22 protein-coding genes and 2 tRNA genes are annotated in these 24,577 nt (G+C 63.3%); 11 read left to right on the forward strand and 13 right to left on the reverse strand.

The features are described from left to right. Positions 1-133: 133 nt before the first annotated feature. From BLS50_RS01755 to BLS50_RS01790, 7 genes are all read right to left on the reverse strand, one after another. Positions 134-3,310, reverse strand: coding sequence for a UvrD-helicase domain-containing protein (locus BLS50_RS01755; protein WP_074800300.1), 3,177 nt, complete (start codon positions 3,308-3,310; stop codon positions 134-136). Then, positions 3,307-5,925, reverse strand: coding sequence for a PD-(D/E)XK nuclease family protein (locus BLS50_RS01760; protein WP_080486853.1), 2,619 nt, complete (start codon positions 5,923-5,925; stop codon positions 3,307-3,309). The genes BLS50_RS01755 and BLS50_RS01760 overlap by 4 nt, the downstream gene beginning before the upstream one ends. A 40-nt stretch (positions 5,926-5,965) precedes the next feature. After that, positions 5,966-6,712, reverse strand: coding sequence for an SIR2 family NAD-dependent protein deacylase (locus tag BLS50_RS01765; protein WP_074800303.1), 747 nt, complete (start codon positions 6,710-6,712; stop codon positions 5,966-5,968). Between the two features lie 519 nt (positions 6,713-7,231). After that, the gene (locus tag BLS50_RS35815) at positions 7,232-7,438 is read right to left on the reverse strand and encodes a hypothetical protein (protein WP_074800308.1); all 207 of its coding nucleotides are present in this window, start codon (positions 7,436-7,438) and stop codon (positions 7,232-7,234) included. A 26-nt stretch (positions 7,439-7,464) separates the two neighbouring features. Next, positions 7,465-7,872 carry a hypothetical protein gene (locus BLS50_RS36225; protein ID WP_074800311.1) on the reverse strand — a complete coding sequence of 136 codons (408 nt, stop codon included), beginning with the start codon at positions 7,870-7,872 and terminating at the stop codon, positions 7,465-7,467. A 45-nt stretch (positions 7,873-7,917) separates the two neighbouring features. Beyond that, on the reverse strand, positions 7,918-8,304 hold the full coding sequence (locus BLS50_RS01785; protein ID WP_074800314.1) for a hypothetical protein: 387 nt from the start codon (positions 8,302-8,304) through the stop codon (positions 7,918-7,920). A gap of 13 nt (positions 8,305-8,317) precedes the next feature. Next, complete coding sequence (locus BLS50_RS01790; protein ID WP_074800317.1) at positions 8,318-9,226, reverse strand: 5'-nucleotidase; 909 nt, start codon at positions 9,224-9,226, stop codon at positions 8,318-8,320. 124 nt (positions 9,227-9,350) lie between these two features. Between BLS50_RS01790 and BLS50_RS01795 the strand changes: the two genes are divergently transcribed. The 3 genes from BLS50_RS01795 to BLS50_RS01805 all read left to right on the forward strand — a co-directional run bounded on the left by BLS50_RS01795 (position 9,351) and on the right by BLS50_RS01805 (position 12,395). Further along, positions 9,351-10,415: a helix-turn-helix transcriptional regulator gene (locus BLS50_RS01795; RefSeq protein ID WP_059547568.1), complete on the forward strand. Its 1,065-nt coding sequence runs from the start codon at positions 9,351-9,353 to the stop codon at positions 10,413-10,415. A 41-nt stretch (positions 10,416-10,456) separates the two neighbouring features. Next, positions 10,457-11,284, forward strand: coding sequence for an SIR2 family NAD-dependent protein deacylase (locus tag BLS50_RS01800; protein WP_074800320.1), 828 nt, complete (start codon positions 10,457-10,459; stop codon positions 11,282-11,284). A 112-nt stretch (positions 11,285-11,396) separates the two neighbouring features. Continuing rightward, on the forward strand, positions 11,397-12,395 hold the full coding sequence (locus BLS50_RS01805) for a hypothetical protein (RefSeq protein ID WP_074800323.1): 999 nt from the start codon (positions 11,397-11,399) through the stop codon (positions 12,393-12,395). A gap of 435 nt (positions 12,396-12,830) precedes the next feature. On the opposite strand, the gene BLS50_RS01810 is transcribed toward BLS50_RS01805, so the two are convergent. Then, a tRNA-Arg gene (locus BLS50_RS01810) sits at positions 12,831-12,907 on the reverse strand. Between the two features lie 159 nt (positions 12,908-13,066). After that, positions 13,067-13,897, reverse strand: coding sequence for an undecaprenyl-diphosphate phosphatase (locus BLS50_RS01815; RefSeq protein WP_011545102.1), 831 nt, complete (start codon positions 13,895-13,897; stop codon positions 13,067-13,069). 479 nt (positions 13,898-14,376) lie between these two features. Here BLS50_RS01815 and BLS50_RS01820 point away from each other — a divergent pair, with 479 nt between their 5' ends. The 5 genes from BLS50_RS01820 (at position 14,377) to BLS50_RS01840 (ending at position 19,892) form a co-directional block, all read left to right on the forward strand. Then, complete coding sequence (locus BLS50_RS01820) at positions 14,377-15,288, forward strand: aldose epimerase family protein (RefSeq protein WP_074800325.1); 912 nt, start codon at positions 14,377-14,379, stop codon at positions 15,286-15,288. Positions 15,289-15,420: 132 nt separating this feature from the next. Next, positions 15,421-16,122 carry a peptidoglycan DD-metalloendopeptidase family protein gene (locus tag BLS50_RS01825; protein WP_006476318.1) on the forward strand — a complete coding sequence of 234 codons (702 nt, stop codon included), beginning with the start codon at positions 15,421-15,423 and terminating at the stop codon, positions 16,120-16,122. 367 nt (positions 16,123-16,489) lie between these two features. Continuing rightward, a complete protein-coding gene (locus BLS50_RS01830) occupies positions 16,490-18,109 on the forward strand; it encodes an acyl-CoA synthetase (protein WP_074800329.1) in 1,620 nt (539 codons plus the stop codon). Positions 18,110-18,181: 72 nt separating this feature from the next. Continuing rightward, a complete protein-coding gene (locus tag BLS50_RS01835) occupies positions 18,182-18,502 on the forward strand; it encodes a DUF2288 domain-containing protein (protein WP_012328256.1) in 321 nt (106 codons plus the stop codon). Between the two features lie 10 nt (positions 18,503-18,512). Beyond that, positions 18,513-19,892, forward strand: a complete 1,380-nt coding sequence (locus tag BLS50_RS01840) for an MATE family efflux transporter (RefSeq protein WP_074800331.1) — start codon at positions 18,513-18,515, stop codon at positions 19,890-19,892. A 25-nt stretch (positions 19,893-19,917) separates the two neighbouring features. Here BLS50_RS01840 and BLS50_RS35820 read toward each other — a convergent pair whose 3' ends face one another. Continuing rightward, positions 19,918-20,094 (reverse strand): hypothetical protein, encoded by a 177-nt coding sequence (locus BLS50_RS35820; protein ID WP_175682797.1) that lies wholly within the window; start codon positions 20,092-20,094, stop codon positions 19,918-19,920. 136 nt (positions 20,095-20,230) lie between these two features. Here BLS50_RS35820 and BLS50_RS35825 point away from each other — a divergent pair, with 136 nt between their 5' ends. After that, positions 20,231-20,401, forward strand: a complete 171-nt coding sequence (locus tag BLS50_RS35825) for a hypothetical protein (RefSeq protein ID WP_006476323.1) — start codon at positions 20,231-20,233, stop codon at positions 20,399-20,401. Between the two features lie 204 nt (positions 20,402-20,605). Here BLS50_RS35825 and BLS50_RS01845 read toward each other — a convergent pair whose 3' ends face one another. Both BLS50_RS01845 and sixA read right to left on the reverse strand, forming a co-directional pair. Continuing rightward, positions 20,606-21,412, reverse strand: coding sequence for a GNAT family N-acetyltransferase (locus BLS50_RS01845; protein WP_012328253.1), 807 nt, complete (start codon positions 21,410-21,412; stop codon positions 20,606-20,608). Between the two features lie 170 nt (positions 21,413-21,582). Continuing rightward, complete coding sequence (gene sixA, locus BLS50_RS01850) at positions 21,583-22,044, reverse strand: phosphohistidine phosphatase SixA (protein WP_176934163.1); 462 nt, start codon at positions 22,042-22,044, stop codon at positions 21,583-21,585. 161 nt (positions 22,045-22,205) lie between these two features. On the opposite strand from sixA, the gene BLS50_RS01855 reads away from it, so the two are divergent. Both BLS50_RS01855 and BLS50_RS01860 read left to right on the forward strand, forming a co-directional pair. Further along, a tRNA-Pro gene (locus BLS50_RS01855) sits at positions 22,206-22,282 on the forward strand. Positions 22,283-22,503: 221 nt separating this feature from the next. After that, a complete protein-coding gene (locus tag BLS50_RS01860) occupies positions 22,504-22,941 on the forward strand; it encodes a hypothetical protein (protein WP_074800336.1) in 438 nt (145 codons plus the stop codon). A 120-nt stretch (positions 22,942-23,061) separates the two neighbouring features. Here BLS50_RS01860 and ppx read toward each other — a convergent pair whose 3' ends face one another. Then, positions 23,062-24,576, reverse strand: a complete 1,515-nt coding sequence (gene ppx / locus BLS50_RS01865; RefSeq protein WP_074800339.1) for an exopolyphosphatase — start codon at positions 24,574-24,576, stop codon at positions 23,062-23,064. Position 24,577: the final 1 nt, after the last annotated feature.

Here is a 24,577-nt window from a genome sequence, read left to right on the forward strand (position 1 = left end):
TAAATGATGTGTGCCAGCGCAACGGGTTGCCGCGCCGGCGCCATCCCTGATTGAAGTTTTACTGTTCGCCTAAGCCGTAGGATAGCTCGCCACAAGATATTCATGGAGCTCAACCGAGAACGACGTGGCAGCACTACGCAGCCGATTGTAACTGCAAAGCACGACCGGAAACCGGCAAGTAAAGCCATCGCTCCTTGACGGCTCTCCCCGTGCATTGCTCGATGGCATGAGCATACGCGGATAGCTGTGGGCCGTGCTCCCGCGCGAGTGCGTCATCATGCCTGGTGCCACCGGGATTCGACTTGTGGTCTATGAGGACCCATCCGTCAGGCGTATCCAGCAGCATATCGATACGACCTCGCAGTCGCGTTCCATCCGGGCGATTGGCCTCGACAGGCACCTCAACGCGAATCGTGCTCCCCGGCCAGCGCTGTTGCTGCCACTCGAAGAACGCTTGCAGCTGGGCGATGACAGCGGTCTTGTCGACTGCGTGCGCCACTCCCCAGATACTGAGGATTCGCTCGACATCAGCGTCTTGCACACTTCCTGTTACACCAGCGCGTGCTATACAGAGGTGCATCGCGTTTCCGAGTACGTCCATTTCGACGCTGGCGGTGATTGCGATGCGTACGCCGACCGGCTCTGATGTCACGACTTGGTATAGACCACCTTCGGCATCGCTCGGTCGATACCAGAGAGGCGGAGCATCGCTAACGGGCGCCGCCACGTACCAGCTACATGTCGATTCGTGCGGCGCTGGTGGCGCGCCCATTTCGGTGACTTTCCAGACTCCAGCTTTTCGGAGAAGAGTCCGCGCATCTGGCAGCACGACTGGACCTGTATCACCGAACAGCAGGTCACCTGCCTCGACCTCATCCACCCAGTCTCTGTTGATGCTCCGACTCCGCTGGCAAGTCACAACAACGTTTACGTCGCGTGCACGTGTCATGCTGACATAGAGCAACCGCTTGTTCTCGGCAAGCGCATCCACCGCCATCCTCTGGCCGATAGCGCTTTGCTCAGCATTGGTGGCTGACTGCGGCTGAGTCCGCTTGCCCCATGACCTCGGCCAGAAGTGCACGAAGCGATTTTCAAGTGGGCGCTCGGGATTGAACTCGCCGTCGGTACGCGCACGAACGCCCCACAGCGCACTTCTCGCTGCCGTTCCGAGGGACGTCAGAATGACGACCGGCCACTCAAGCCCCTTTGCTCCATGGTGTGTCATCACGCTGACGGCATCGTCGGCGGTCGCGGCACGGTCGTCGGCCAGGTCGTCAGCAAGTGTGCCAAGCCAAAGCAGCAGCCCGCTAACGGTTGCCGGACGTCTGGCGGCGATGCACTCGTCCTCATAAGCGGTGCCGAGGTCCATCAAGGCTTCCACGTTGGCGATTCGAGTCCTCGCTTGTTGGGGAGAACTCGACCATTGGCTTGCAACATGGGCAACGTGTGACTCGGCTTTGGCGAGTCGCAGCGCCTCCCGCGGGGTAAGAGCAGCGAGGCTTGCTCGCAACTTCTCCAGACGGACAAGTAGCGGATGCGCATCGTCCCCCTCAGCTTTCCACCGCGAAGGGCTTGCATCTTCCCGGGAGAGGTACTCGAGCCGGTCCCCGAGCCACTCCTGCGCAGGAATGCCATCAGCGAGGGACAAAATAAGCGCGGACGCGACCGTGTCCCCTGCGTCGAGCAAGCGTCGAAGACACGCAAGAACAAAAATAGCTTCGGGCGTACCAAGAAGTCCGGCTCTCGGACTCGCGGACGGTACGCCCCATTGCGTCAGCGAAGTTACCGCAAGTTCAACCTGGTCGTTCTTGCGGCAAAGGACCGCTATATCACCCGGTCGAACAGGGCGTTCCTGCTGGGTGTGCCGGTCAACGACCTTCAACTCCGATTGAAGCAGTTCGCTGACTGCCTGCCCCAACGCGAGGTAGTCGGACTCGTTGTTTTTGCTTTCGAAGTTCCAGTGGAATAACGCCGGTTGCCCTGCAATGTCATTCCTCGATGGTTGCAGGTGCACCTGTTCCGGCTGCAGTTCCGGAAGGAACGCGGAGCCAAATACCGCATTTGTGAGAGAGACCAGCGACGGCGTTGAGCGTCGGGAGGTAGTCAGCGGAGCGCCCAGCTTCCCGCCCCAACCCTCAACAGCCGCGAGAACGCCTGCAATGAGCCGGGCATCGGTGCCCCGGAATCCGTAAATGGCCTGCTTCGGGTCTCCAACCCAGACAGAGCGCTTGGCCAGTTTGGCGAGTTCCACGAAAAGCGCGAGCTGTAGTGGGCTGGTGTCCTGGAATTCGTCGACCATCACAAGGTCGAGCTCATCGGCCAACGCTTGGCAAACATCCTCGTTCTTGCGGATAACCTCAAGCAGCAGAACTTCCTGGTCGCCAAAGTCAACCGCACCCATCGCACGCTTCGCTTCGGCATAGGTGTCGAGCGTCATGGCGGCCAGTTCGAACACCAGTTCTAGATAGGAGCGCACATCCGCATGGAATCCAGGATGCGATTCGTGCGCCTGTGCGGCTTCCGAAACAGGGGTGATAGCCGCGCGCACTACGGCACCGGCGTTCAGCGTGCAAGCCGCAATCCAGTCTGGCCAGCTCCAACGCCCCTCCCGAAAGCACCGCTCGAGGCGCTCCAACTCCTTGTGACCATTCCGAAGGTTCTGCGCGACATTCCCGCCCGCGGCCTCAGCCGTTGCAATATGCAACGATACGTCCGTGAGTGCCTTCGTCAAGGCGGCAACGAGTTCTCCCGTTGGGTCGCTGCTTACCGAGGGAGTGGGCCAATTCGCCAGCATCAGGTCGGCATTTCGATGGCCCATTTTTCGCAACTCGTCCGCCGAAATATCGTTATTCCGAGCGGCGTTCACTACATCCTCAATCTGCGCTGACCATTCCGCATGGTCGATGCCAAACCTGGTGGTGAGCATTACCAGCTTTTCCCGCCCGGCGTCGTCGAGCGTCTCTGCTAGTGACGTCGCCAGCAGGCGCTTGGCCTGACCTTCACTCAAGACGGTCTGGTCCGGGGATAGACCTATCTCGAAGCAGAAGCGCTTCAGCAACTGGCCGCATACGCTATTGACTGTTCCGAGCCTTGCCTGGCCGATAGCAGTAGCGAGCCCGATTGCGCCTTTGTTCAAGAGCCATGCGCGCGCGCGCTCGCGCAGCTCCGTTGCAGCTTTGACCGTGAAGGTCGTCGCGAGGACGGCGTGCGGCCGTGCTTCGCCTGACTCGAGTGCCTCGGCGAGCGTCTCCGTGAGCTTGTAGGTTTTACCACTGCCCGCACCTGCGCTGATGAATTCGATGTTGTTCATTGCTCCCAGCCCCCGAGCAGTACCATATAGTCCTTATCCCACGCATTCGGCCCGTTCACCGGCAGTGTGCCCTCAGGTCCGTTGAAATCTTCCCCGCCGCCAACTGGAACGACATCGATGTGGCCTTCAGCCCATTGATTGGCGCGCCAGGACCAACTTGCCCTGGCCTGCTCAATGAGACCTGCGGTTGCAGCCGGAGGTGGCGTCCGAACCTGTGCAGTCGGGATGACGTCGGGGGCACTGACGTACATCGCGCCAGTCTCCAGAAGGAAATAACCCAGCGCCGCCGGCGCGACGCCGGCTTGCTGCTGGTACAGCGACGAATAGAGTGCTAGCTGGAGATGCTGCCCGTCGTGCAGTGCGTCCGCGAAATGCTTGTCGCCGCGCCATTTCATATCCAGTGCTACAGCTGGGCCACCAGCCAGTTCGACGACGAGGTCGATTTTGCCGATAAGCGACACGTCGCCGAGCTTACCCGTGACAGGCAGCTCGGTATGGACACGGGTAGCCTTCGCGGCGCGCAGATGGCGCATCATCGAACGGATTGCATGCTCGCATACGCTCCTGAATCGTTGCAGACTGACCCCGGCACCGGGCATCAGCAAGATGGCACCCTCAGTCCGAAGGAGGGAATCAACGTTGTCCCGGAACCATGCAACCGCCTGCTCGTCGCTCCAGCTCAGGCTGTCCGCCTGCTGAAATAGCTTCTCGAAAACACGATGCGCGAGCGTGCCCAGGAGATTGTTGCCATCCCGTGCCTCAAGTATCGAGGCCGGGCGCATGCGTGCGATGCGCTTGAACGCGTAGAGTGCGGGCGCGTTGAATAGCTCCGACATGGACGTGTATGACTGGTCCGTCGTCGGTACTGTAATCGGCTCACTGAGTTCGAGCGACTGAGGCGCTGGAGGCAACGCCGTGCGCGTGACGTTCTCCGCGAGCGTCCCAACAAACCCGTTCGAAACCTGCGCATCAAGGTTGACGCGGTGCTCCTTCAGGTCTGGCCAAAGTTTCAGCAGCAGTTGCCGAACAGGATGCTCCTCTGCGCCAGGCGGCGGCAAAACCATAATAAACCGGCGCCTCGCGACGAGCAGTGGGCGCAGCCACTGCCGGGACAATAGCTCCAGTTCGCTCTGCGGGTCGCGCACCTCCACGCCGAGGTCCCGGAGTATCGCGACTTCCGACTTCGTCCATTCAAGCGGTAGCGGTAACTGCGGCGTCGATGGCATCCACCAGATGACCTCGTCGGCAGAATCGATGCAGGCCGCGGCGTCCGACTCGGCCCGAAGGCAGCCTACCTGCGCCGGCGCAAAAGGGTTTCCGGCACTCATTGGCGTTGCGTGCTCAAGAAGCTGTTCAACCATGCGCGGTGCGATGGCGGGCGCGCCCTGGCTTTTCAATTCAAGCAGACCGTCCCGAACTGCCGAGCACTGCTCTATCGCCGCGCCGAGCGTCGAGTTCAACAGACCATCGTCCGCGAGCCTTTTGCGCAGGGCATCGGCCAGCTTCTCGACCCGCGCCAGAAGCGCATCGACGGGTGCGCCGGCATCGCGATTCCAGCGCTCGCCCTCAAGCCAGAAAGCGATGTCCTCAAGTATGGCTTCGCCGTTTTCGGTGCCGTGGATTTCCTGCTTCGCTGATTCCCATGCACCGCCTCCGATACCCGGTTGCTCCGCGACAGCCTTCGCGAGCCGAACGCGTGCCTTCCGCGGGAAAGGGCCAATGGGATGAGAAAGAAACTCGACGAGGCGTCCGACATCAACCGGGGCCCAGCACATTTCAAGTGCCAGGCCAAGGGCCTGTAAGGCAGGACGCAGGCTGCTGACGCGGCGAAAGCCACTGCTGGCGCCACCCGTCGCCATCATCGTTGCGTCGACCGAATCACCGTCCGACTCGCACACCAGAAGCCGGTCTGCTGGCGTTTGGCGGCAATATGCACTGAGCCAATGCTCAGCAGCCTCTCGGGTCGATGACTGAACAAACACGATACTGCCGTCGGCAATCGGGTTGACGAGGGGACGAAGCTCCCCCCTCGTAACTGCCTCGAGTGCACTTTTCTGAAGTTCACGAAGCAATCCTTCACCTTGAGGCTCCGGCTCCCAAGCCCTGACTTCAGGCAGGCGGGCGAGAACTCCGCGCCAGGCGCGCGGGAAGCTGTCCAGCGGGTCGACAAGCCGCACGGATTCGATTGGCGTCCGCCCGGTTTCGAGCGCTACAAGGACCGCAGCGAGGCGCTCCGCTTGTCCGGGTGGAATGTTGCCATTAGCAATCTGCTCGACCTCCGCCATCTCCACCAACCTTCGCGGACTGCCTGCTGGTGCTGTGCCGTCCCAACCTCCGAGGCGCCAATCGTCGCGCCAGGAAAGAAGTTTGGCGCTAGTGCCGACGCTATCCGCCTGAAGCGAATGACTGTAGAACCGGCTCGGCACCGCTTGCTTGCGCAAATTGCCGAGATAGCTCGTGACGCGCTGCGCCGTGCTTACCTCCGGGCGGCTCAGCCCAAGCCAGGTTTCAAGAAGCCCGAGCAGGCCCAGGGGGCCGACGACAGGCTGGTCCAGGGCGTCCTGATTGCAAGGCCCCAGTCGGCTGTCGAGTTTCAGTCCAAGAGTGACATGCATGAGTAGTCTCGAGTAAGGCAGGTCTTGAAGGCAATGCGTATCATCGCGTGGTCATCAACGCATGAACTCGACTTTCGAGGTTGCGCAAACCCACCGTCGCAGATTCTTGTTCCACGCATCCGAAAAACTCCGCTCGATGCGGTTCTGGGTCCACCAAAAAGCTCCTCTCGTGCCGGCGCCATCGCTCGCGTGGCAGCATCGCTTCCGGCGAAACGACCTGAAACGCGGTCCCAATCGCGATGAATACATCATTGCCAGTCATCTCAAGTTGCATGCGATGCAGCTTCACGTATTCCGGTGCCGCTTCCTGGAAGAACACCACACCTGGTTTGACCGTTTCTGCTGTCCCGCATCGAGGGCAGGCGGTATCGAGGCGATACTCTTCACCGCTCTTAGGGAAGCGGAGGTCGCACGACGTGCAAAGCATTGAATGCATGTCACCGTGAAGGTGGGTGACCTGCTGCGCGCCTGCCTGCTCGAGCAAATCGTCGATGTTCTGTGTGATAAGTCGAACCCGCTCAGGTCCCCACAGGCCCTGCCAGGCAGCGAGAATCCGATGTGCATCGTTCGGTCGCGCGTCCCGTTTCTCGGCGATTCTCTGGTTGTAAAAGCGGAATACCGCTTCCCGGTTACGGCGCCAGGTTAGAAAGTTGCAAACCTCGTCGATGCTCTCCCGACTCCAGATACCGCCGCCGGTACGGAATGTTGGAATGCCGCTCTCGGCGGACAGCCCTGCTCCTGAAAACACATACAGGCGCGGACCAGTGAAGTGCTGTGCAGATGACACCGTTCATCCTCCGACGGGGAATGCATCGATTCTTTTTCGAACGTACTGAGGCCAAGTATCGGTGCCCGTTGCCGAGCCCCGGCGTCTACGCCCCGATTTCACTTGTGTCCGTTCCAGATGGGGGCCGGGTCGTCATCCCATGACGGAGCGAATTCCACGGCTTTCCATTTCGGGTGGTTTCTATCGAAAGGCGTCCCGGGACCTTCTCGCGGGCGGTCGTGACGATATATCCATCCTGGCAGCCCGGCGTTCGACATCTCCTCGTAGCGAGCAATAAATTCAGCGGTCGACATGCGCGGCGCATAATGCAAGAACTCGCGGCTCTCAAGCTCGCAGTCGGGTGTCCATATCTGCCAAGTGTATTTGTAGAACCTCCGCGGTGTTATTGGCAGGTACCCTTTGCAAAACGCCAATGTATCGGGGCGTTCTCGCGCCCAGCTTTCTCGGGTAGGTATTCGCATGGCAGTACGGTGGTCCAATTGTGACTTTAGCGCACAAGAGCGCGTTGGCTCAACGACGTTAATCGTTTTCATCGCAGCGGACCAAAGCCATCAACTGATTTCCGTTTCCGAACACGTGCAGCCTGGAATCGAATGTCTTGTCCAGTTGTGGATTGTAGATTCCAACCATTCTGCCGCCCACGTAGGCGAACTGTTTCCCCTGGCTGCCGGTCTGGATACGGCCAATAATCCTCGACGAACCGTCACGAATATAGATTGTGCTCACAACGCCCCCCTCTGTTGTCTTGCTTATTAGACGTTGTCGGCCCAGCGGTCCCAGAATCCGGGCTCATCGTGATGCACGTTCTTCATGGCATCCTGCAGCGTGACGACATAGAACCGGACGTCGTCGAAGCGCATCGCGCCGTCTGGATACTCGAGAAATGCCTGAACCGTTCGGTACTGACTGTCTGTTTCGTCGAACGGCACGTCGATGAAAATCTCCCCGGCATACGAACGCACGACTGTCCCGGAGGCAACCTGCCCGCACTCGCGCCACCGGATACCTTCGCTATCGAGCCATTGCACGATGCACAAGCGGCTATCCAGACCCCGGTAGTCCGCGCGGCGAGGACGTTGCGCTTTCATGAATTCGAGATAGAGCACGTCCCGCTGAAGTTTTCGGGCGATTGCATCAATGTGTTCGATGAGTTGCGGCATGGCATTTCATCCGTGTCGTTGGGAGAAAGTTTTGTCGCGGCGACGTCATTCGACGACGTAGCCCATCGCCGCGGCACAGGTTGGGCAGAGCGTCCTTACCTGGCCGTCCTCATGCCCGCGCAGCGTCCCTGGCTGACCACACCGCTCGCAAGTGCTCTGGCTCAACCTTGCAGCTTCGGTAAGCCAGTTATTCACGGCGTCTGTTATGTCGCCGCGCAGACGAAAACGCAGACTGCCCAGCTTCTCCCGCACTTCAATCGCGACCAGATGCGACCTCCACGATTCCACTTCGAGCTTGCGCGACAACTCGTCGATGATGCGATACCAGCCATCGTCGCACTCGAACAGGCAACCGCAGGAAAAGCGCGGCTTCAGGGAGCGGTAGATTGCCGGATAGCTCGCCATCAGAGCGTCTTCGAATTCCCGGTTCATCGCAGGCACTCGCTCAATGAAGAACCGGCCGGCATTCATTGTTGATGCCATACGGCACGTGCCCGGTCGCTACGAGTTGCGAAGCTGCTTCGCAGTTGCGCACGTGGTCGTCGAAGAAGATGTCGGGCCTAAATTCCGCGAGAAAGGCCGTCTTATCCTTGCCGCCGAGAAACATAGCCTCGTCGACCGCGACGCCCCACGCCATCAGCGTGCGAATCGCCCGCTCATGCGCCGGCGCACTGCGGGCTGTGACCAGCGCCACGCGCACCTGTACGACCGACCGGCGCTGGCTTCGAAGTGCGCACAGGGCGGCAAGGAATGGCTTCAGCGGACCGGCAGGCAATGGCGAACGCGCGTGACGCACCTCGTGCGCATTGAACTCCAGCAACTGCCGCTCTTTGAAAACACGCTCGGCCTCGTCACTGAAAAGGACTGAGTCTCCGTCGAACGCGATGCGCAGTTCCCCGTCATTCTGGGCGGTAACCAAACCTGAAACCGGGTAGACCCGGGCTGCGGGAAATCCTGCCGACATCGCTTCTCTGACGTCCGGCGCATGAGCAGAAAGGAACAGGTTTGCCTCAAGCGGCGCAAGGTAGCGGTGGGGCTTTGCACCGCTAGTAAAAATGGCTCGGCTGATTGCCAGCCCATGATGGCGGGCCGATGTGAACACCCGCAGCCCCGTAACCGGGTCGTTACGCGACAGGATGGCAACCTCGACGTCGTTGTTCCCGCCGCTATTGAAGGCGAGGAGCTTTCGCACCAGTGGGAAGGCCACGCCCGGGCTCGCCGGGACGTCCAGGTGCGTGGCCTGAAGCGCACAATACGCCGATGGGTCGTCTTCCTGAAACAGCTGATTTTCTGCCTCAAAGTCGAACAGCGCCCGGGCCGAAACGGCGATGGTGATTTTTGTAGTCGAAGTCATAGGTCTCTCCTGTGGCTGGAGACAATGATGAGGGGCACAAGGGACAAAAAGTGTCCCAGTCCTCTCGTAGAATCATGACAAGCCCGAAAGCTGACTCACGCACCGTTGAACGACGCACAGACCGATGACCTCCAGCCTTGATGAAGCGATTCTTCGAATCCTGCCTACGGACAGGGAATCGGACTCGTGGATGCCCACTTCACGGGTTATCCAACTACTGACCGACCGGGGCCACCAGGTCGACTATCCGCGGCAGGTTCGACGCCGCCTTGCTCGGCTTGAGCGCGAAAGGCTTGTGTTGTGCACGATGGACGGGCAGCAGCTTCTATGGCAGCGCCAATCGTGGTTGCAGGGTGCCAACCAGATGGCCAACCTGATGAGCGCCTCGGAGGCGGTAGCATTCCACGCGCTCCGGCGCTTCGTGGCGGACAAGCTGCCCGCAGCGGTCACCATGGACATCGAGCCACTGTTCAAGGCCGCCGATACCCGTCTTTCGCAAGACGGGGAAGACAGCCGGCTGTATCGGGCGTGGGTATACAAGATTGGTTCAGTGGAGCCGACCTATCTGCTGGGGCGGCCGCCCATCGACCCAGAAGTCTTCCAGACGGTTGTGACTGCGACGTTCTTCGAGCGCGAACTCATTGTTCGGTATCGGCCGGCCTACAAGGAGATAAGCGATGAAGACATCAAGCCGAAACGGCTCTGGCCGCTCGCACTTGTCGAATCAGCCGGCCTCATGTACATGGTCGCCCAGAGTCCGGACCACCCGCCACGCCCCGAGGAAGGCAAGCCAAACTGGCTTCGAATTATGTATCGACTGGACCGTTGTATTTCTGCGGTCGATTCCGGAACAGCGTTTGCGTACCCACGGGATTTCAACCTGAAGGCGACGATTGAAAAGGAGCAGGTGTTCGACTTTCTTCCGGAGCCGCCTGTCGTACTGGAGCTCGCGCTAGAGCCGCCCGAGGCGAAGCGACTTGAGGAGCGGCGCATGTCGGAGGACCAGCGACATACGCCGCTGCCCGATGGCCGGATAAAGGTGACAGGAACGGTGGTCCCGAGCGTCAAGCTACGATGGTGGCTTCGTTCCCTCGGCGCTGCAGTGGAGATTCTGGCACCGGCCGTACTCCGCGACGAATTCGCTCGCGAGGCGGCTGCACTGGCGAAGCGTTACGTCACCACTACTTGAGCGGCACATCGGCAAACTAAACAGCGTAATCGGGGTAGTGAGTGGAACACGAAATTGCAATCAGACGGGCGGCGGCGTGGATTCGCGATGCGGACGGCCTGCTCATCACCGCAGGCGTTGGCATGGGGGTGGATTCCGGGCTACCCGACTTCCGGGGAACGGAAGGCTTCTGGCGTGCATACCCGGCGCTGCGCCACTATGGATTTTCGTTTGAGGACATCGCCAACCCCGCGGGCTTTGCGAGCAATCCGCGCCTGAGCTGGGGATTCTATGGTCACCGCCTCGCGCTTTATCGCGCGACCGTTCCTCATGCCGGCTTTGGCATTCTGCTCGGGTGGGCGTCGGCGATGAAGCACGGCGCTTTCGTGTTCACCAGCAACGTCGACGGCCAGTTCCAGAAGGCAGGATTCGATGAACAGCACATTGTGGAATGCCACGGCACCATCCACCGGCTTCAATGCGTCGAGGCTTGCATCGATGAGACGTGGTCTGCTAACGACTTCATGCCGGTCGTCAACGAAACGACATGTCTGCTCGAGAACGAAATGCCGAGGTGTCCACATTGCGGAGGTCTCGCGAGGCCGAACATTCTTATGTTCGGAGACTCGCAATGGGTGGAGAAGCACGCGGAAAGGCAGGAAAACCAGTTCGCATCCTGGTTCAAACGCGGCCAGCGCCGGATAGTGGTCGAGGTGGGCGCTAGCCGAGCAATACCGACCGTGAGGCGATTTAGTGAAAGGCATGGCCCTCGTGTCATCCGCATCAACCCACGGGAATCAGCGATACCGATTGCAGTCGGAGTAGGAGTGGCATGCGCGGCGCGAGACGCACTGCAACAAATCGACAATGAACTCCGCCGACAAGCATGAGCATTTTCCCTCCAGTAACCGTCGACTTTTCCGTTAACGAGAATGGGCCTTTGTGCAAAATGCGAGCCCCCATTGCTGGCTCGAACCGACTTCTACCAAGAGCTGAACTGTCGTGAACCGTACTGACTACCTCGAAGATAAAGACGTTCAGGATTTCGTCGCCTTCCTGGCCGGCGTCATCCGGGGCAAGTCCCTCGGGCTTTCCATCGGATTTTCCAGAAATCAACTTTATGATGGCTTTGAAGACAAGTTCCCGGGTGGCTACCACGACTACCGGAATGGTGGTGGTCCGGTCTACGTGGTGCGCGCCGAAAGTCTTGAAAGCCTTTTTGATATGTATTGGTGGAACCGAAAGGATTTTGAGGGCAACATGCTTGCGCTCAGCGCAGTCAGCCAGAAAATCAAGGAAGCCATTGAGGGCGAGAATAGCTCGCGTGCGCACAAGCTCGCCGAAGCGGCATGTCACGAAGTGATGAAGTGGGGCTTTGGGGAAAAACGTCGCGCGTACGCCGCAAATATGAGTTGGGCAAAGCAACAGGAACAAGCCCTCCCCCATGTCCTGCGCATGGGGCGAGAAGCATTGAGCGGAGACAATCCGGACATTGAGGCTTTCGGCGGCAGTGAGAGCAGTCACACCCACTCGCCTCGAATGAATGCCGGCTGGACGAAGTACTACGCGCTGGCACTTCCCAATCACATTATTTACGATGGTCGCGTTGGGGCTGCGCTTGGGTTCCTCGTGCAACGATACCTAGCCTCCCTGTCGCACTTTGCAGGCGTTCCGGAGAAGCTCCAGTTCCTGTGGGCTAATGGTGATGGCGGCCGCACGCTGCGCGACCCGTCCACTGGCGGACACCAGTTCAGCAAGCTGTATGGCGGATGCTACGGTTCCAAGTCCTGGGCCCGAGTGAACGTCTGGGCCAACTGGATTCTTTCTGACGCATGTGACAAAGCTGGTGCGGAATGGTGCGCACGGCCCGATGGACTTCGTAGGCTGGAAGCGGCGCTTTTCATGCTTGGGTATGATTTCCGTCGGGTTCGTGATTCGCATAGCGGCAGAGGAACCGACCAGCTCCGCAGGGCAAAGAGAAGTACCAGCGAAGCTGCCTAACAGCTGGTCTGGCGTTCCGCAGGAGAAGCCTCGGTTTCACGATGAGGCCTCTCGAGGTAGTTGCTCGTCGCCTGCCGCAAGTGCACCGACACGATTAGCCGGTCATGATGGCTGTACTTGCGGTCGGCGCGATTCTCTCGCGTCCCGGTCACTTCCGGCTGCACCTATAACGCTCGCGCGCTCAGTGGACAGGGCCATAAGGGAAGCGCCAGTGCGGGTCCTACAGGCAACGTACGTAACCGAAACTGTTGGAAAAGCGAGTGTTCGGATGTTGACGGCGGTCACGCAAACATACGTACGATTTGACATCGTCGGGTCGGCCACGCAAGCCATTGATTTGCCGAGAGAGTTCGGACGTAACCAAAACCAGCGGTGACGCGTAACCAGAATTAATGTACCTCGGCAGGCCCCGGGAAGATCGCCCAGTGACCAAACTGGCCCGCCCTACACGATTCGAACGTGTGACCTACGGCTTAGAAGGCCGTTGCTCTATCCAACTGAGCTAAGGGCGGTCGGGGAGAAAAGACACGGCCTGACACGAACCGCATTCGGCATCGGGGTTTTGAGCAACAACAACTCAAAGCCCCGAAACAAAACGGGCCCGACACAAAGCCGAGCCCGAAATTATACCCGATCATCGCGCCAGATCACGCGAGATCGGCGCCGCCGCATCAAACCGGCTGCGGATGCAGCATGAACCAGCCGAGACAGAACACACCGGCGATCACGCAATACACGCCGAACGACGCGAGCCGGCCGCGCCCTTCGAAATAGCGCATCAGGAACCGCACGCTCAGGTACGCGGCGATCGCCGTCAGCACGCCGCCGAGCAGCGCATCCGCGAGCTGGTCGCGCGCATGGAACAGCTTCGGCAGTTCGAGCACGCCCGCGGCAAAGATGATCGGCGTGCCGAGCAGAAACGAGAATTCCGCCGCCTTTTCCGCCGTCAGCCCGGCCACATTGCCGGCAATCATCGTCAGCCCGCTGCGCGAGAAGCCCGGAATCAGCGCGCCGATCTGCGCGAGCCCCACGAAGAACGCCTGCTTGAACGTCATCTTCTCGGGCGCCTGATGCGCGCGGCTGCGCTGGATGCGATCACCCAGCCACAGCAACACGCCGTTGACGATCAGCGCGATCGCGACGATCCTCAGATCGTGAAACACGCGCTCGATGCGCTTTTCCAGCAGCAGCCCGACGATGCCGGTCGGGATCGTGCCGATGATCAGCGCCCACATCAGGTGGCCGTCGTCGTTCTTGCGGCCGCCGAGCTGCGCGAAGAAACCGCCGATCAGCGCGATCCAGCGCGCGCGGAAATACCACAGCAGCGCCAGCGCGGTGCCGAGGTGGAGCGCGACGAGGAACGGCAGCAGTTGCGGCGCGTGCTTGTCGATGTGCATGCCGAACAGCGCCGGCACGAGCAGCGTATGGCCAAGACTGCTGACGGGGAAGAGTTCGGTGACGCCCTGCAGGACGCTCAGGAATACCAGAAACCAGAGGCTCACGCGTCGGTCCTTTTAGTGAAGATTAAGCGGGAAGGAAGGCGGACGACGCGATGCGCGTCCTGGAAAACGCGCCCCGATTATGCCGAGCCCGGATTACTGCGCCAAGGCATTTGGCAGGATATTGCGGCGCTGCACACAAACGCTTGCAATTTGTAAGCGCCCAGAAAGCAAAAAGCCCGCCATTTGCATGGCGGGCCTGTCGACTTCGGCAGAAATTGCCGTCAGCGGCCGAGCTGATAGAAAAATAATACCGTGCTGCCGGTAAACATGCCGAACAGTGCGATTCCCATTGCCATTGCCAGATCCATGGCCCCCTCCACGAAGTGTCATGACCCGGCAACATCACCGGTTTAGAGGCATTATCCCGACCGTCGACAATGTTAAAAACTCGCAATTTCCCGAGAAGGGTTTTCCCCGACCGGCCGCGGCCCGATAATGGAACGCCCGTTGCTCCCGTCACCCGCCCAATCCGATTCGCCATGCCGATCTTCCAGCAACACGACATTCACGAACTTCACGCCGGCCCGTCGCTCGTCCGGGTCGCCCCGCAATTCGGCGGCCGCCTGCTGTCCTGGCACGTCGATGGCGAACCGGTGATCTTCTGGCCGGAAACCGCCGACTGGAGCAACCTCGCCCGCGTGCGCGGCGGCAATCCGCTGCTGTTCCCGTTCCTCGGCCGCCACCGCGTCGACGGCGAGATCGGCCGCTGGCGCGACGCTGCCGGCGTGGTCCGCGACTTGCCGATGCACGGCTTCGCGCGCGATCTGCCGTTCGACGCGCACCCGTCGACCGACGGTGCCGCGCTGTCGATGACGCTCGACGCGAACGACACGCTGCGCGCGAGCTACCCGTTCGATTTCCGGTTCGAAACCACGTACCGGCTGGCCGACGCGCATACGCTCGACGTCGCGCTGACGACGACCAATCGCGGCGACACGCCGCTGCCCTACTACGCCGGCCACCATTTCTACTTCGCGCTGCCGCACGGCGAGCGAGCCGACACCCTCCTCGAGTTGCCGCCGACCCGCCGTTGCCACCAGCGCGCGGACGGCTCGATCAGCCCGCCCGAACCGGGTGAAGCCCGCTACCGCCTCGACGATCCGGACATCCTCGACCGCTTCCACTGCCTCGACGGTACGCCGTCCACGCCAGTGCGCATCGTGATGCCGGGCCGCCGCCGCACGATCGAGATCGCGCTGGACGTGCCGGGCTCGATCCCGTGGTACGCGGTCACCACCTGGACCGAAAAGCCGGATTCGGACTTCTATTGCGTCGAGCCGTGGCTCGGCCTGCCCGATGCGATCCACAACGGCCTCGGCCTGCGCATGCTCGCGCCGGGCGCGACCGAAACGGCCACGCTGCGAATCCGCGTGATCCCGCTCGCCGGCTGATTCGACACGCACGGAACCGGCGCCCGGCGGCCTTGGTAGCGCCCGAAACTGCGGTGCGCGGGTCGAACCCGTTAAAATCGGACGTTTTGTGTTGCCTGCCGCGTCACGCGCGGCAGGGTCTTGCGAGGTTCAATGTTCGGAACAACAACGAAGCGACTCTTCGCAGCCGCCTGCGCCGCGCTGCTCGTCGCGTGCGGCTCCGCGCCCGTCGGCCCCGGGTTCTATCGCGTCGAGCGTGGCGACACGCTCTACAAGATCGCGCGCGACAACCGCACGTCGGTACAGAGCATCGTGCGCTGGAACCAGATGACGAACCCCGATGCGATCGAAGTCGGCCAGGTGCTGCGCGTCGCGCCGCCGCCCGGCACGACCACCGCATCGACGCCGTCGACCACCGGCACCGGCAGCGCGGGCCGTGCACGCCCGGCGCCTTCCGCCCCGGTCGAATCGGCCGTGAAGCCGGCCACGAGCATTGCGCTGATCTGGCCGGCGGCCGGCAACGTGGTGCGCACGTTCGACGGCTCGAAATCGAAGGGCATCGACATCGCGAATTCGCCGGGCACGCCGGTGGTCGCGGCCGCGCCGGGTGTCGTGGTCTATGCCGGTAACGGGCTGCGCGGCTACGGCAACCTGATCATCCTGAAGCACAACGCCGATTACCTGACGGCCTACGCGCACAACCGCGCGCTGCTGGTGAAGGAAGGTCAATCGGTCACGCAAGGGCAATCGATCGCCGAGATGGGCAACAGCGACAGCGATCGTGTCGCGCTGCATTTCGAGCTGCGCTATGGCGGCCGCTCGATCGATCCGTCACGCTACCTGCCGGCGCGCTGAGCGCACGACAGACGGCACGCGATGCCGGCGCGCATCGCGTGCCGTCGCGGCGAAAACGGAACACATCAAGTCAGCGCTTGCGCAGACGTCCGGTGAAACGGCCGGACAACGGATCGACGTGACGAGCAAACGCCACCAGCACCCCGATTCCGATCAGGCTGAACCCCGCAGCTATCAGAAGCAAATCCATGGTCACACCACTGTTTTGTCTTGATCTTATGCGTCATTGTGGAATCGTGCACTGAGCCTCGCCTATTGGACGAGTCCGAACATTCCCTATCAGCAAACACCATTGTGGATTCGTCTGCGTGAAATCCTGATGTAAGCCGTTCACCCGACGCCACGCTCGACACCAGGAGACCTCGCGATGCTGCCCGCCGCCGACCGCTACGATCACCTCCTCTCCCGCTTCCGCTGGGATATTCCGGCGCGCTACAACATCGGCGTGGACGTGTGCGACAAATGGGCCGACGGCAGCGGACGCGTCGCGCTGATCCACGAAACGGCGCGAGGCGACGTTTCCCGCCTCACGTTCGACGACCTGAAGCATGCTTCTAACCGGCTTGCGAACAGCTTTGCGCGTGCCGGCCTGCGGCGCGGCGACCGGATCGGCATCTTTCTCGCGCAAGGCCCCGAAACGGCCATCGCACACCTGGCCGCGTACAAGTTCGGCGCGATCGCGGTACCGCTCTTCACGCTGTTCGGCGTCGATGCGCTCGAGTACCGGCTCGCGAACAGCGAGGCGGCCGCGCTCGTCACCGACGCGGCCGGTTACGCGAAGATCGCGCCGCTGCGCGCGCAACTGCCTGCGCTGCATACCGTCTACTGCATCGGCGACGATGCGCCCGACGCGCCCGGCGTGCTGCGCTACGACGCGGCGCTCGCCGCCGAAGCGCCCGATTTCGTGCCGGTGGATACGGCCGCCGACGATCCGGCGCTGATCATCTACACGTCCGGCACGACGGGCAAACCGAAGGGCGCGCTGCACGCGCATCGCGTGCTGCTGGGCCACCTGTCGGGCGTCGAGATGTCGCAGCAGTGCTTCCCGCACGACGCGCACCTGTTCTGGACGCCCGCCGACTGGGCATGGATCGGCGGCTTGCTCGACGTGCTGCTGCCGTCATGGCATCACGGCGTGCCGGTGCTCGCGCACCGCTTCGAGAAATTCGACGGCGAAGCGGCATTCGCGCTGATGGCGCGGCACGGCGTCACTCACGCATTCCTGCCGCCCACCGCGCTGAAGCTGATGCGCGCCGTCGAGGCGCCGCGCGAACGCTACACGCTGGCGCTGAAATCGGTCGCGAGCGGCGGCGAATCGCTCGGCACCGAACTGACGGCATGGGGCCGCGATGCGCTCGGCGTGACGATCAACGAGTTCTACGGGCAAACCGAATGCAACATGGTGCTGTCGTCGTGCGCGGCGCTGTTCGATGCGCAGCCCGGCGCGATCGGCAAGGCGGTGCCCGGTCATGCGGTCGCGATCGTCGATGCGCACGGCACGCCGCTGCCGCCCGGCGTCGAAGGCCGCATCGCGGTGCGCCGCCCCGACCCGGTGATGTTTCTCGAATACTGGCGCAACCCCGACGCGACGCGCGACAAGTTCGCGGGCGACTACCTGCTCACCGGCGATACGGGCACGATCGATGCCGACGGTTTCGTGCGCTTCGTCGGCCGCGACGACGACGTGATCACGAGCGCCGGTTACCGGATCGGCCCCGGCCCGATCGAGGACTGCCTGCTCACGCATCCGGCGGTGCGGATGGCCGCCGTCGTCGGCGTGCCCGACGCGACGCGCACCGAGATCGTCAAGGCGTTCGTCGTGCTGAACCCCGGCCACGTCGGCGACGCCGCGCTCGTCAGCGCGCTGCAGGCACATGTGCGCACGCGGCTCGCCGCCCACGAGTACCCGCGCGCGATCGCGTTCGTCGACGCCCTGCCGATGACCGCGACCGGCAAAATCATCCGGCGCGCGCTGCGCGACGCGTGAGCGCCCCGCTGCCGCTCGGCCCGCCCGGCCGGATGGTTTATAGTGGCGCCACGCAGTCTTTCCAAGAAACCGATGTCCTCTGATCAACACGCCGCGGGCGCGTCGCACAGCCCGCTCTACGCCAAACTCCTCGGCGAAACCGCCAAGATCGACTGGTGCGATCTCGAACGCTTCTTCGCGCAGGGCAAGCTGCTGTCGATCGCGCGCGACCTCGATCTCGTCAGCGTCGCGGAAGCGGTTGCCAGCGACGATGCCGAACAGGTTACGCGCTGGCTGTCGTCCGGCCTCGTCGCGCGCATGCCGGCCGAAACCGCCGCCGACTACGCGGCGCGCAATCCGGAGCTGTGGGCGGTCGTCGTCTCGCCGTGGGTCTGCGTGCAGGAACGCGCCTGACGCATCCGTCATGTCCGAATCCGCCTTACCGCTCGGGGCCGGCAGCGCGTCGGCCGCCGTCACGCATCGGCGCGTCCTCGCGCTCGCATTCCCGATTGTCCTTGCGAACCTGACCCAGCCGATCCTCGGTGCCGTCGACACGGCCGTCGCCGGCCACCTCGACGGCGCGCAATATCTCGGCGGCGTCGCGCTCGGCGGGCTGTTCTTCAATTTCGTGTTCTGGGGCTTCGGCTTCCTGCGGATGGGGACGACCGGCCTCGTCGCGCAGGCGCATGGCGCCGGCGACGCCGCCGGAATCCGCCTGAACCTGCTGCGCGCGCTGATCGTCGCGTTCGCGCTCGGCGCCGCGGTGCTGGCGCTGCAGGTGCCGCTGCTGTCGTTCGCGCTGTCCGCGCTCGGCGGCAGCGATGCCGTCCGCGCGACGGCGCTCGCATACAGCCACGCACGGATCTGGAGCGCACCGTTCGCGCTCGCGAACTACGTGGTGCTCGGCTACCTGCTGGGCGTACAGCGCGTCCGGCTCGCACTCGTCGCACAGGTGTTCATCAACGCGGTGAACATCGGCGCCGTGCTGCTCTACGTGTACGGCTTCGGCTGGGGCATCGCCGGCATCGGCGCCGCCACCGCCACCGCGGACGCGTGCGGTTTCGCGCTCGGTGCGTGGATGCTGTGGCGGCTGCGGCCGCGCGGCCTTGCACCGCTCGCGGTACGCGCGCTTGCCGACCGCGTCGCGCTCAAGCGGCTGATCGTGCTCAATCGCGACATCTTCCTGCGCACGCTGTGCCTGCTCGGCGCGTTCGGCTGGTTCGCGCATCTTGGCGCGAAACAAGGCGACGCGACCCTCGCCGCGAATGCGCTACTGCTGAATTTCCAGACCTCCATGGCGTACGGCCTCGACGGCTTCGCGCATGCGGCCGAGGCGCTCGTCGGCGCGGCGGCCGGTGCGCGCGATCGCCGCGCCTTCCGGCAAGCCGTGCGCGTCACGCTGTTCTGGTCGGCACTCGGCGCGCTGCTGTTCGCGCTCGCTTACTGGGCGGCGGGCGGCTGGATCGTCGCGCGCCTGACCGACCAGGCCGAGATCCGCGCCGTCGCGCTACGCTACCTGCCGTGGGCCGCGATCTCGCCGATCGTGTCGGTCTGGGGTTTCCTGCTCGACGGCGTGTTCATCGGCGCCACACAGACGCAATCGCTGATGCGCGCAATGCTCGTGTCGTTGTCGATCTTCGTCGCGGCCACGCTCGCCGCCGTCGGCACGTTCGGCAATCATGGCCTCTGGTTCGCGCTGCTGCTGTTCATGGCGGCACGCGGCGCGACGCTCGCGCGTTACCTGCCGGCGCTGTTGCGGCGCGTTGGCGCCGAACCGCAAGCCGCGCCCGCAGCCCGCGCGTGACTACGGGCCCGGCCGACCGTTACTGCTACTGCACGGGTTTCGGCGGCGGCGCGTCGAGCATCGACGGCGGCGTCATGTCGGTCGGCACGCCGTGATAGTCGGCCGGATCTTCCGGCGGGTGACCACGGCGGGCCTGACGAGGATCGCTGCTGCAGGCGGCAAGAAGGGATGCGGCCAGCACGGCCAGCACGAAACGGGTCATCAGGTAGGGCTCCGGAAAACGGCGCGCCCATCGCACGCCGGGACCGCGCCGAGTCTAGCGGAAATCCGGTTTCGGGGTTGCGCCGCGCATGTCCTACTATGTACGCATGGCGCTGTGCCGTTGAAAGGAGGCTGCCATGTCGTCTGAGGAAATTGCGGGCCTGATCGGCCTGTTCATCGGTCTGATGGTGCTGGTCGCGCTGTCGTACTTCGAGTCGCGCGAATACAAGCGCAGCCACGAAGGCGAAGGGATGATCCACCACTGGATGGCGGAACACCACCTGCTCGACTGGCGGCGCAAGCACTGAGCGCGCTGCTGTCGTCCGGCCCTCCCACGGGCCGTCCCAGACGTGCCGCCCTGCGGCACGGTGGTCGTTGCGTATCGCTGAAATTATCGGGGCCCGATACGCAGCCACGGACCGGATACACGAACGCCGTCGCACGGCAGCTACCGTGCGACGGCGTTCGCTTGTGTGCACCGTGCCTCGAGAGATGCGGCGCGATGCGGATGCTCAGCCCAGGAAGTGGCGGGCGTAGCGCGCGTTGATGTCCGACAGACGGAACAGCGTCAGGAAATCCGCGCAGTTGAAATCGGGATCCCAGGCCGGGGCGCCGCAAATCTTCGCGCCGAGACGCAGGTAACCCTTGATCAGCGGCGGCGGCGCGACGACGGTGCCCGTCTGCAGTTCATCGACCGGCAGGGCCGTGTGCGGGAATGCGCGATACTCGGGCGCCGTCAGCGAGCCCGCCGACAGCGACTGGTACAGGTTCGCCGCGTAGTGGCCGCCGTCGGCCATCGACACGCTCGCGCAGCCGAGCATCGTCTCGTAGCCGTTCTGCATCATGTACGCACCCAGGCCGCCCCACAGCGCCATGATGACGGCGCCGCTGCGGTAGTCGCTGTGCACGCACGAGCGGCCGACCTCGACCATCTTGCCGCGCAGGTGCGTGAGGCGCGACAAATCGAATTCGCCTTCGGCGTACAGGCGGCCGACACGCGCCGCCTGGTGCGGCGGCAGCACGCGGTACGTACCGACGACTTTCAGCGTGTCGAGATCGCGGACCAGCAGGTGGTCGCAATACACGTCGAACGGATCGACATCGAGACCGGACGGGCCGCTGACCTGCGCGCCCATCTCTTCGGCGAACACGCTGTAGCGCAGGCGCTGGGCTTCGCGCAATTCGTCTTCCGTACGCGCCCATGCGGCGCGCAGGCGATACTCCGATGTGACGGTTTCACTGGCGCGCGGCAGGTGGCGTCGCGACGTGTCGAGGGGCAGCGAGGCAAAAGGGAGCGTAGGCGTCGGCAGTTCTCGCATTAGGCTTTCCTGGTCGTAAGGAATAGGACGACATGCCCGCCAATGTAGTAACCGGCCGTGACCGTTATGTGGCACGACCGTGTCCTTTCAATGACGTGTCGCCGAATTGACTTTAGCAGAAAGCTTGCGAAACCGTACGATCAATCCCTTCAAACCAATTCAGGCGGGCTTTACACCAGTTCCGGCGTCAAAACCGCCCGCAATACGGCCTGCCGGCTGCCGTCGCGCGTGCGGCTCGCCAGCCACACGATTCCGCCCTTCTTGATGCTCCAGCTGTCGTCGCTGCCGGCGACCAGCTGCGCGGCGACGCTGCCGAGTGTCGGCTGATGGCCGACGATCACGACCGTCGGTGCGATACCGTCCGGCCAGCCGGCCGCCGCCAGCACGTCGTCGACACTGCCGCCCGGCGCGAGGGCGTCGACGGTCCGGTACTGGTCGGTCAGCGCCTCGACGGTCTGCACGGTGCGCGCCGCGGGGCTCGCGAGAATCACGGTATTCGTCTCGAGCCGGCCGCGCAGCCATTTGGCCATCGCCTGCGCATCCTTGCGGCCGCGCACGGTCAATTGGCGCGCGAGATCGCTCGTCGCGTAGTCTTCGGCTTCGGCGTGGCGCCACAGGATCAGGTTCATCATGATGTTCTCCTTGCTTCGGCGAGCGCCCGCGCGCGCATGCGTGGGGGGCGGCCGATCATCCCGTGAATTGTCGCAAATCGCGGACCGCTCGCCGCCGCGGCATTTACCCGCATATCGTGATTGACCGATGCGGCCATTCGACGTTATTATCTTTGGCTCGTCGGAGCGTAGCGCAGCCTGGTAGCGCATCTGATTTGGGATCAGAGGGTCGTAGGTTCGAATCCTATCGCTCCGACCAAGGAATCAAGGGGTTACATGCCAAAAGCGTGTAACCCTTTTTCCGTTTACGGGCGTTTTTTACCAGCCCTAGAATCGCCCCGCCGTTTTCCGGGCTCGCCGCGATGCGGGCCAAGCCCGGCTCAACCGCCGCGTCGACGCACCCACGCCTCCACCACGAGGCTCGCGCACGGAACTTGCTGGAACACGCGATAATACGTGTGAAACAACCCGCAACCGCGCATGAAAAACAACGTTCTCAAGCCAGCCCTCTGCGCGTCGCTGCTCGTACTCGCGACCACCGCCGGCGCCGCGTCGGCGAAAGCGCTCGACGACGCGCTCGACTGTCATTCGACCGGCCACAAGTTCGTCGCGCCGCTGCTTGCCGCCGGCGAAATCCAGTCCGAGCCGATGCACGTCGAATCGAATTCGGTCAACGCGTTCCGCACGAACCGCTCGCTGACGGCGTACGGCTTCGGCGTCTATGTCGTGCTGGGTTACCAGGCCAACGACCCGATCTTCCGTCCGGGCGACGGCAGGCCGATCGGCGACTGGGCCTACGGCGTCGTCGTGCGCGGCACGAAGAGCGCGGTCGAGGAAGCCGTACGCAAGGCCGGCAGCGATGCAACCGTCAAGCAGGCGTTCCCGTTCCTGACCGCGATCGTCTGCTCGTCGGATTGAGCCGACCGTCGGCACCCGCGTTGCGCGGCCCTGACGATCGTGCGGCGCCGCGCCTGACGGGTGCCTCGCCCGCCTGTCCACCCGGCGCCCGGAGCACCTCCCGGGCCCGCTATTGGCCCGTCACGCGCCGGTATAAACCACGCGATACGGGATACCGACCTTCTCCCACTCTGCCGCCTCCTGGCTGAGGCTGTAGTCGGTCAACGGGTTCTGCTCGACCCAAGCGCTCGGCAGACGCACCTCGTACCCGCCCTTCTTCATCTGCGAAACGGAAATGTCGGGCAGCCCCGCATCGGTCCGGCGCCGGCACAGCAGCGCCGCGAGCCGCAGGCAGAACAGCAGCGGCCATTCGACCTCCCGCGCCTGCGACAGCTTGCCGAGCTTGCCCGCATGGCCGAGCACGAGCGCGGCGAGCCGGGCCTGGTCGGTACGCGAAAAACCCGGCATGTCCGCATTGCTCGCGATATAGGCCGAATGCTTGTGATACGCGCTGTGCGAGATCGACAGACCGATCTCGTGCAATGCGGCCGCCCAGCCGAGGAACATCCGCCCTTCCTCGCGCGCTTCCTCGTCGCCTTCCTCGAGCTCGTCGTAAAAACGCGCGGCGAGCGCCCCGATCCGCTCGGCCTGTGCGCGATCGACGCCGTAGCGGCGCGTGAAACCCTCGACAGTCACCGCGCGCATGTCCTCGTGCTGGGTCCGGCCAAGCAGGTCGTACAGCACGCCGAGGCGCAGCGCGCCGTCGGTCGTGTCGACGTAGTCGACGCCCAGCTCCTCGAACACCGCCAGCATGATCGCCAGGCCGCCCGCGAGTACCGGCACGCGGTCGGGCTTCAGCGCGATCAGCTTCAGCCGGTTGACGTTCTCCGACTTGATCAGCGCGCGCTTCAGCCGCTCCAGGCCGCCGCGCGAAATGCCGTGCGTGATGCCCGGATCGTTGAAGCCGTTCGCCTCGACGAGCTCGGCGAGCGCGCGTGCGGTGCCGGACGAGCCGATCGCCTGGTCCCAGCCAGCCTTCTTGTATTCGCTCGAAATGATCTGGATCTCGCGCTTGGCCGCGAGTTCGGCCTGCCGCATCGTGTATTCGTCGACGTTGCCGGCCGGAAAGAAGGTGCGGCTATGGCTCACGCAACCGATATAGAGGCTCTCCATCACGATCGGCGTGTAGTGCGAGCCGATGATGAATTCGGTCGAGCCGCCGCCGATGTCGACGACGAGCCGCTTGCCGGCGCTCGCCGGCACCGAGTGCGCGGCGCCCGCATAGATCAGGCGCGCCTCTTCGCGGCCCGCGATCACTTCGATCGGGAACCCGAGCGCCGCCTCGGCCTCGCCGAGGAATTCGGCGGCGTTCTTCGCGACGCGCAGCGTGTTGGTCGCGACCGCGCGCACATGATCGGGATGGAAATCGCGCAGGCGCTCGCCGAACCGCTTGAGCGCCTCCCAGCCACGCTCCTGCGACGCGCGATCGAGCATCTTGTCGCTCGACAGGCCCGCGGCCAGCCGCACCGGCTCGCGCAGCGCGTCGACGGGATAGATCTGGCTGCCCGCCGGCGTTTCCTCGACGCGCCCGACGATCAGCCGGAAGCTGTTCGAGCCGAGATCCACGGCAGCCAGCAAGTGGGGAGTTGTAACCATC

It is taken from the genome of Burkholderia orbicola (assembly GCF_900100915.1).
GTDB lineage: Bacteria > Pseudomonadota > Gammaproteobacteria > Burkholderiales > Burkholderiaceae > Burkholderia > Burkholderia orbicola.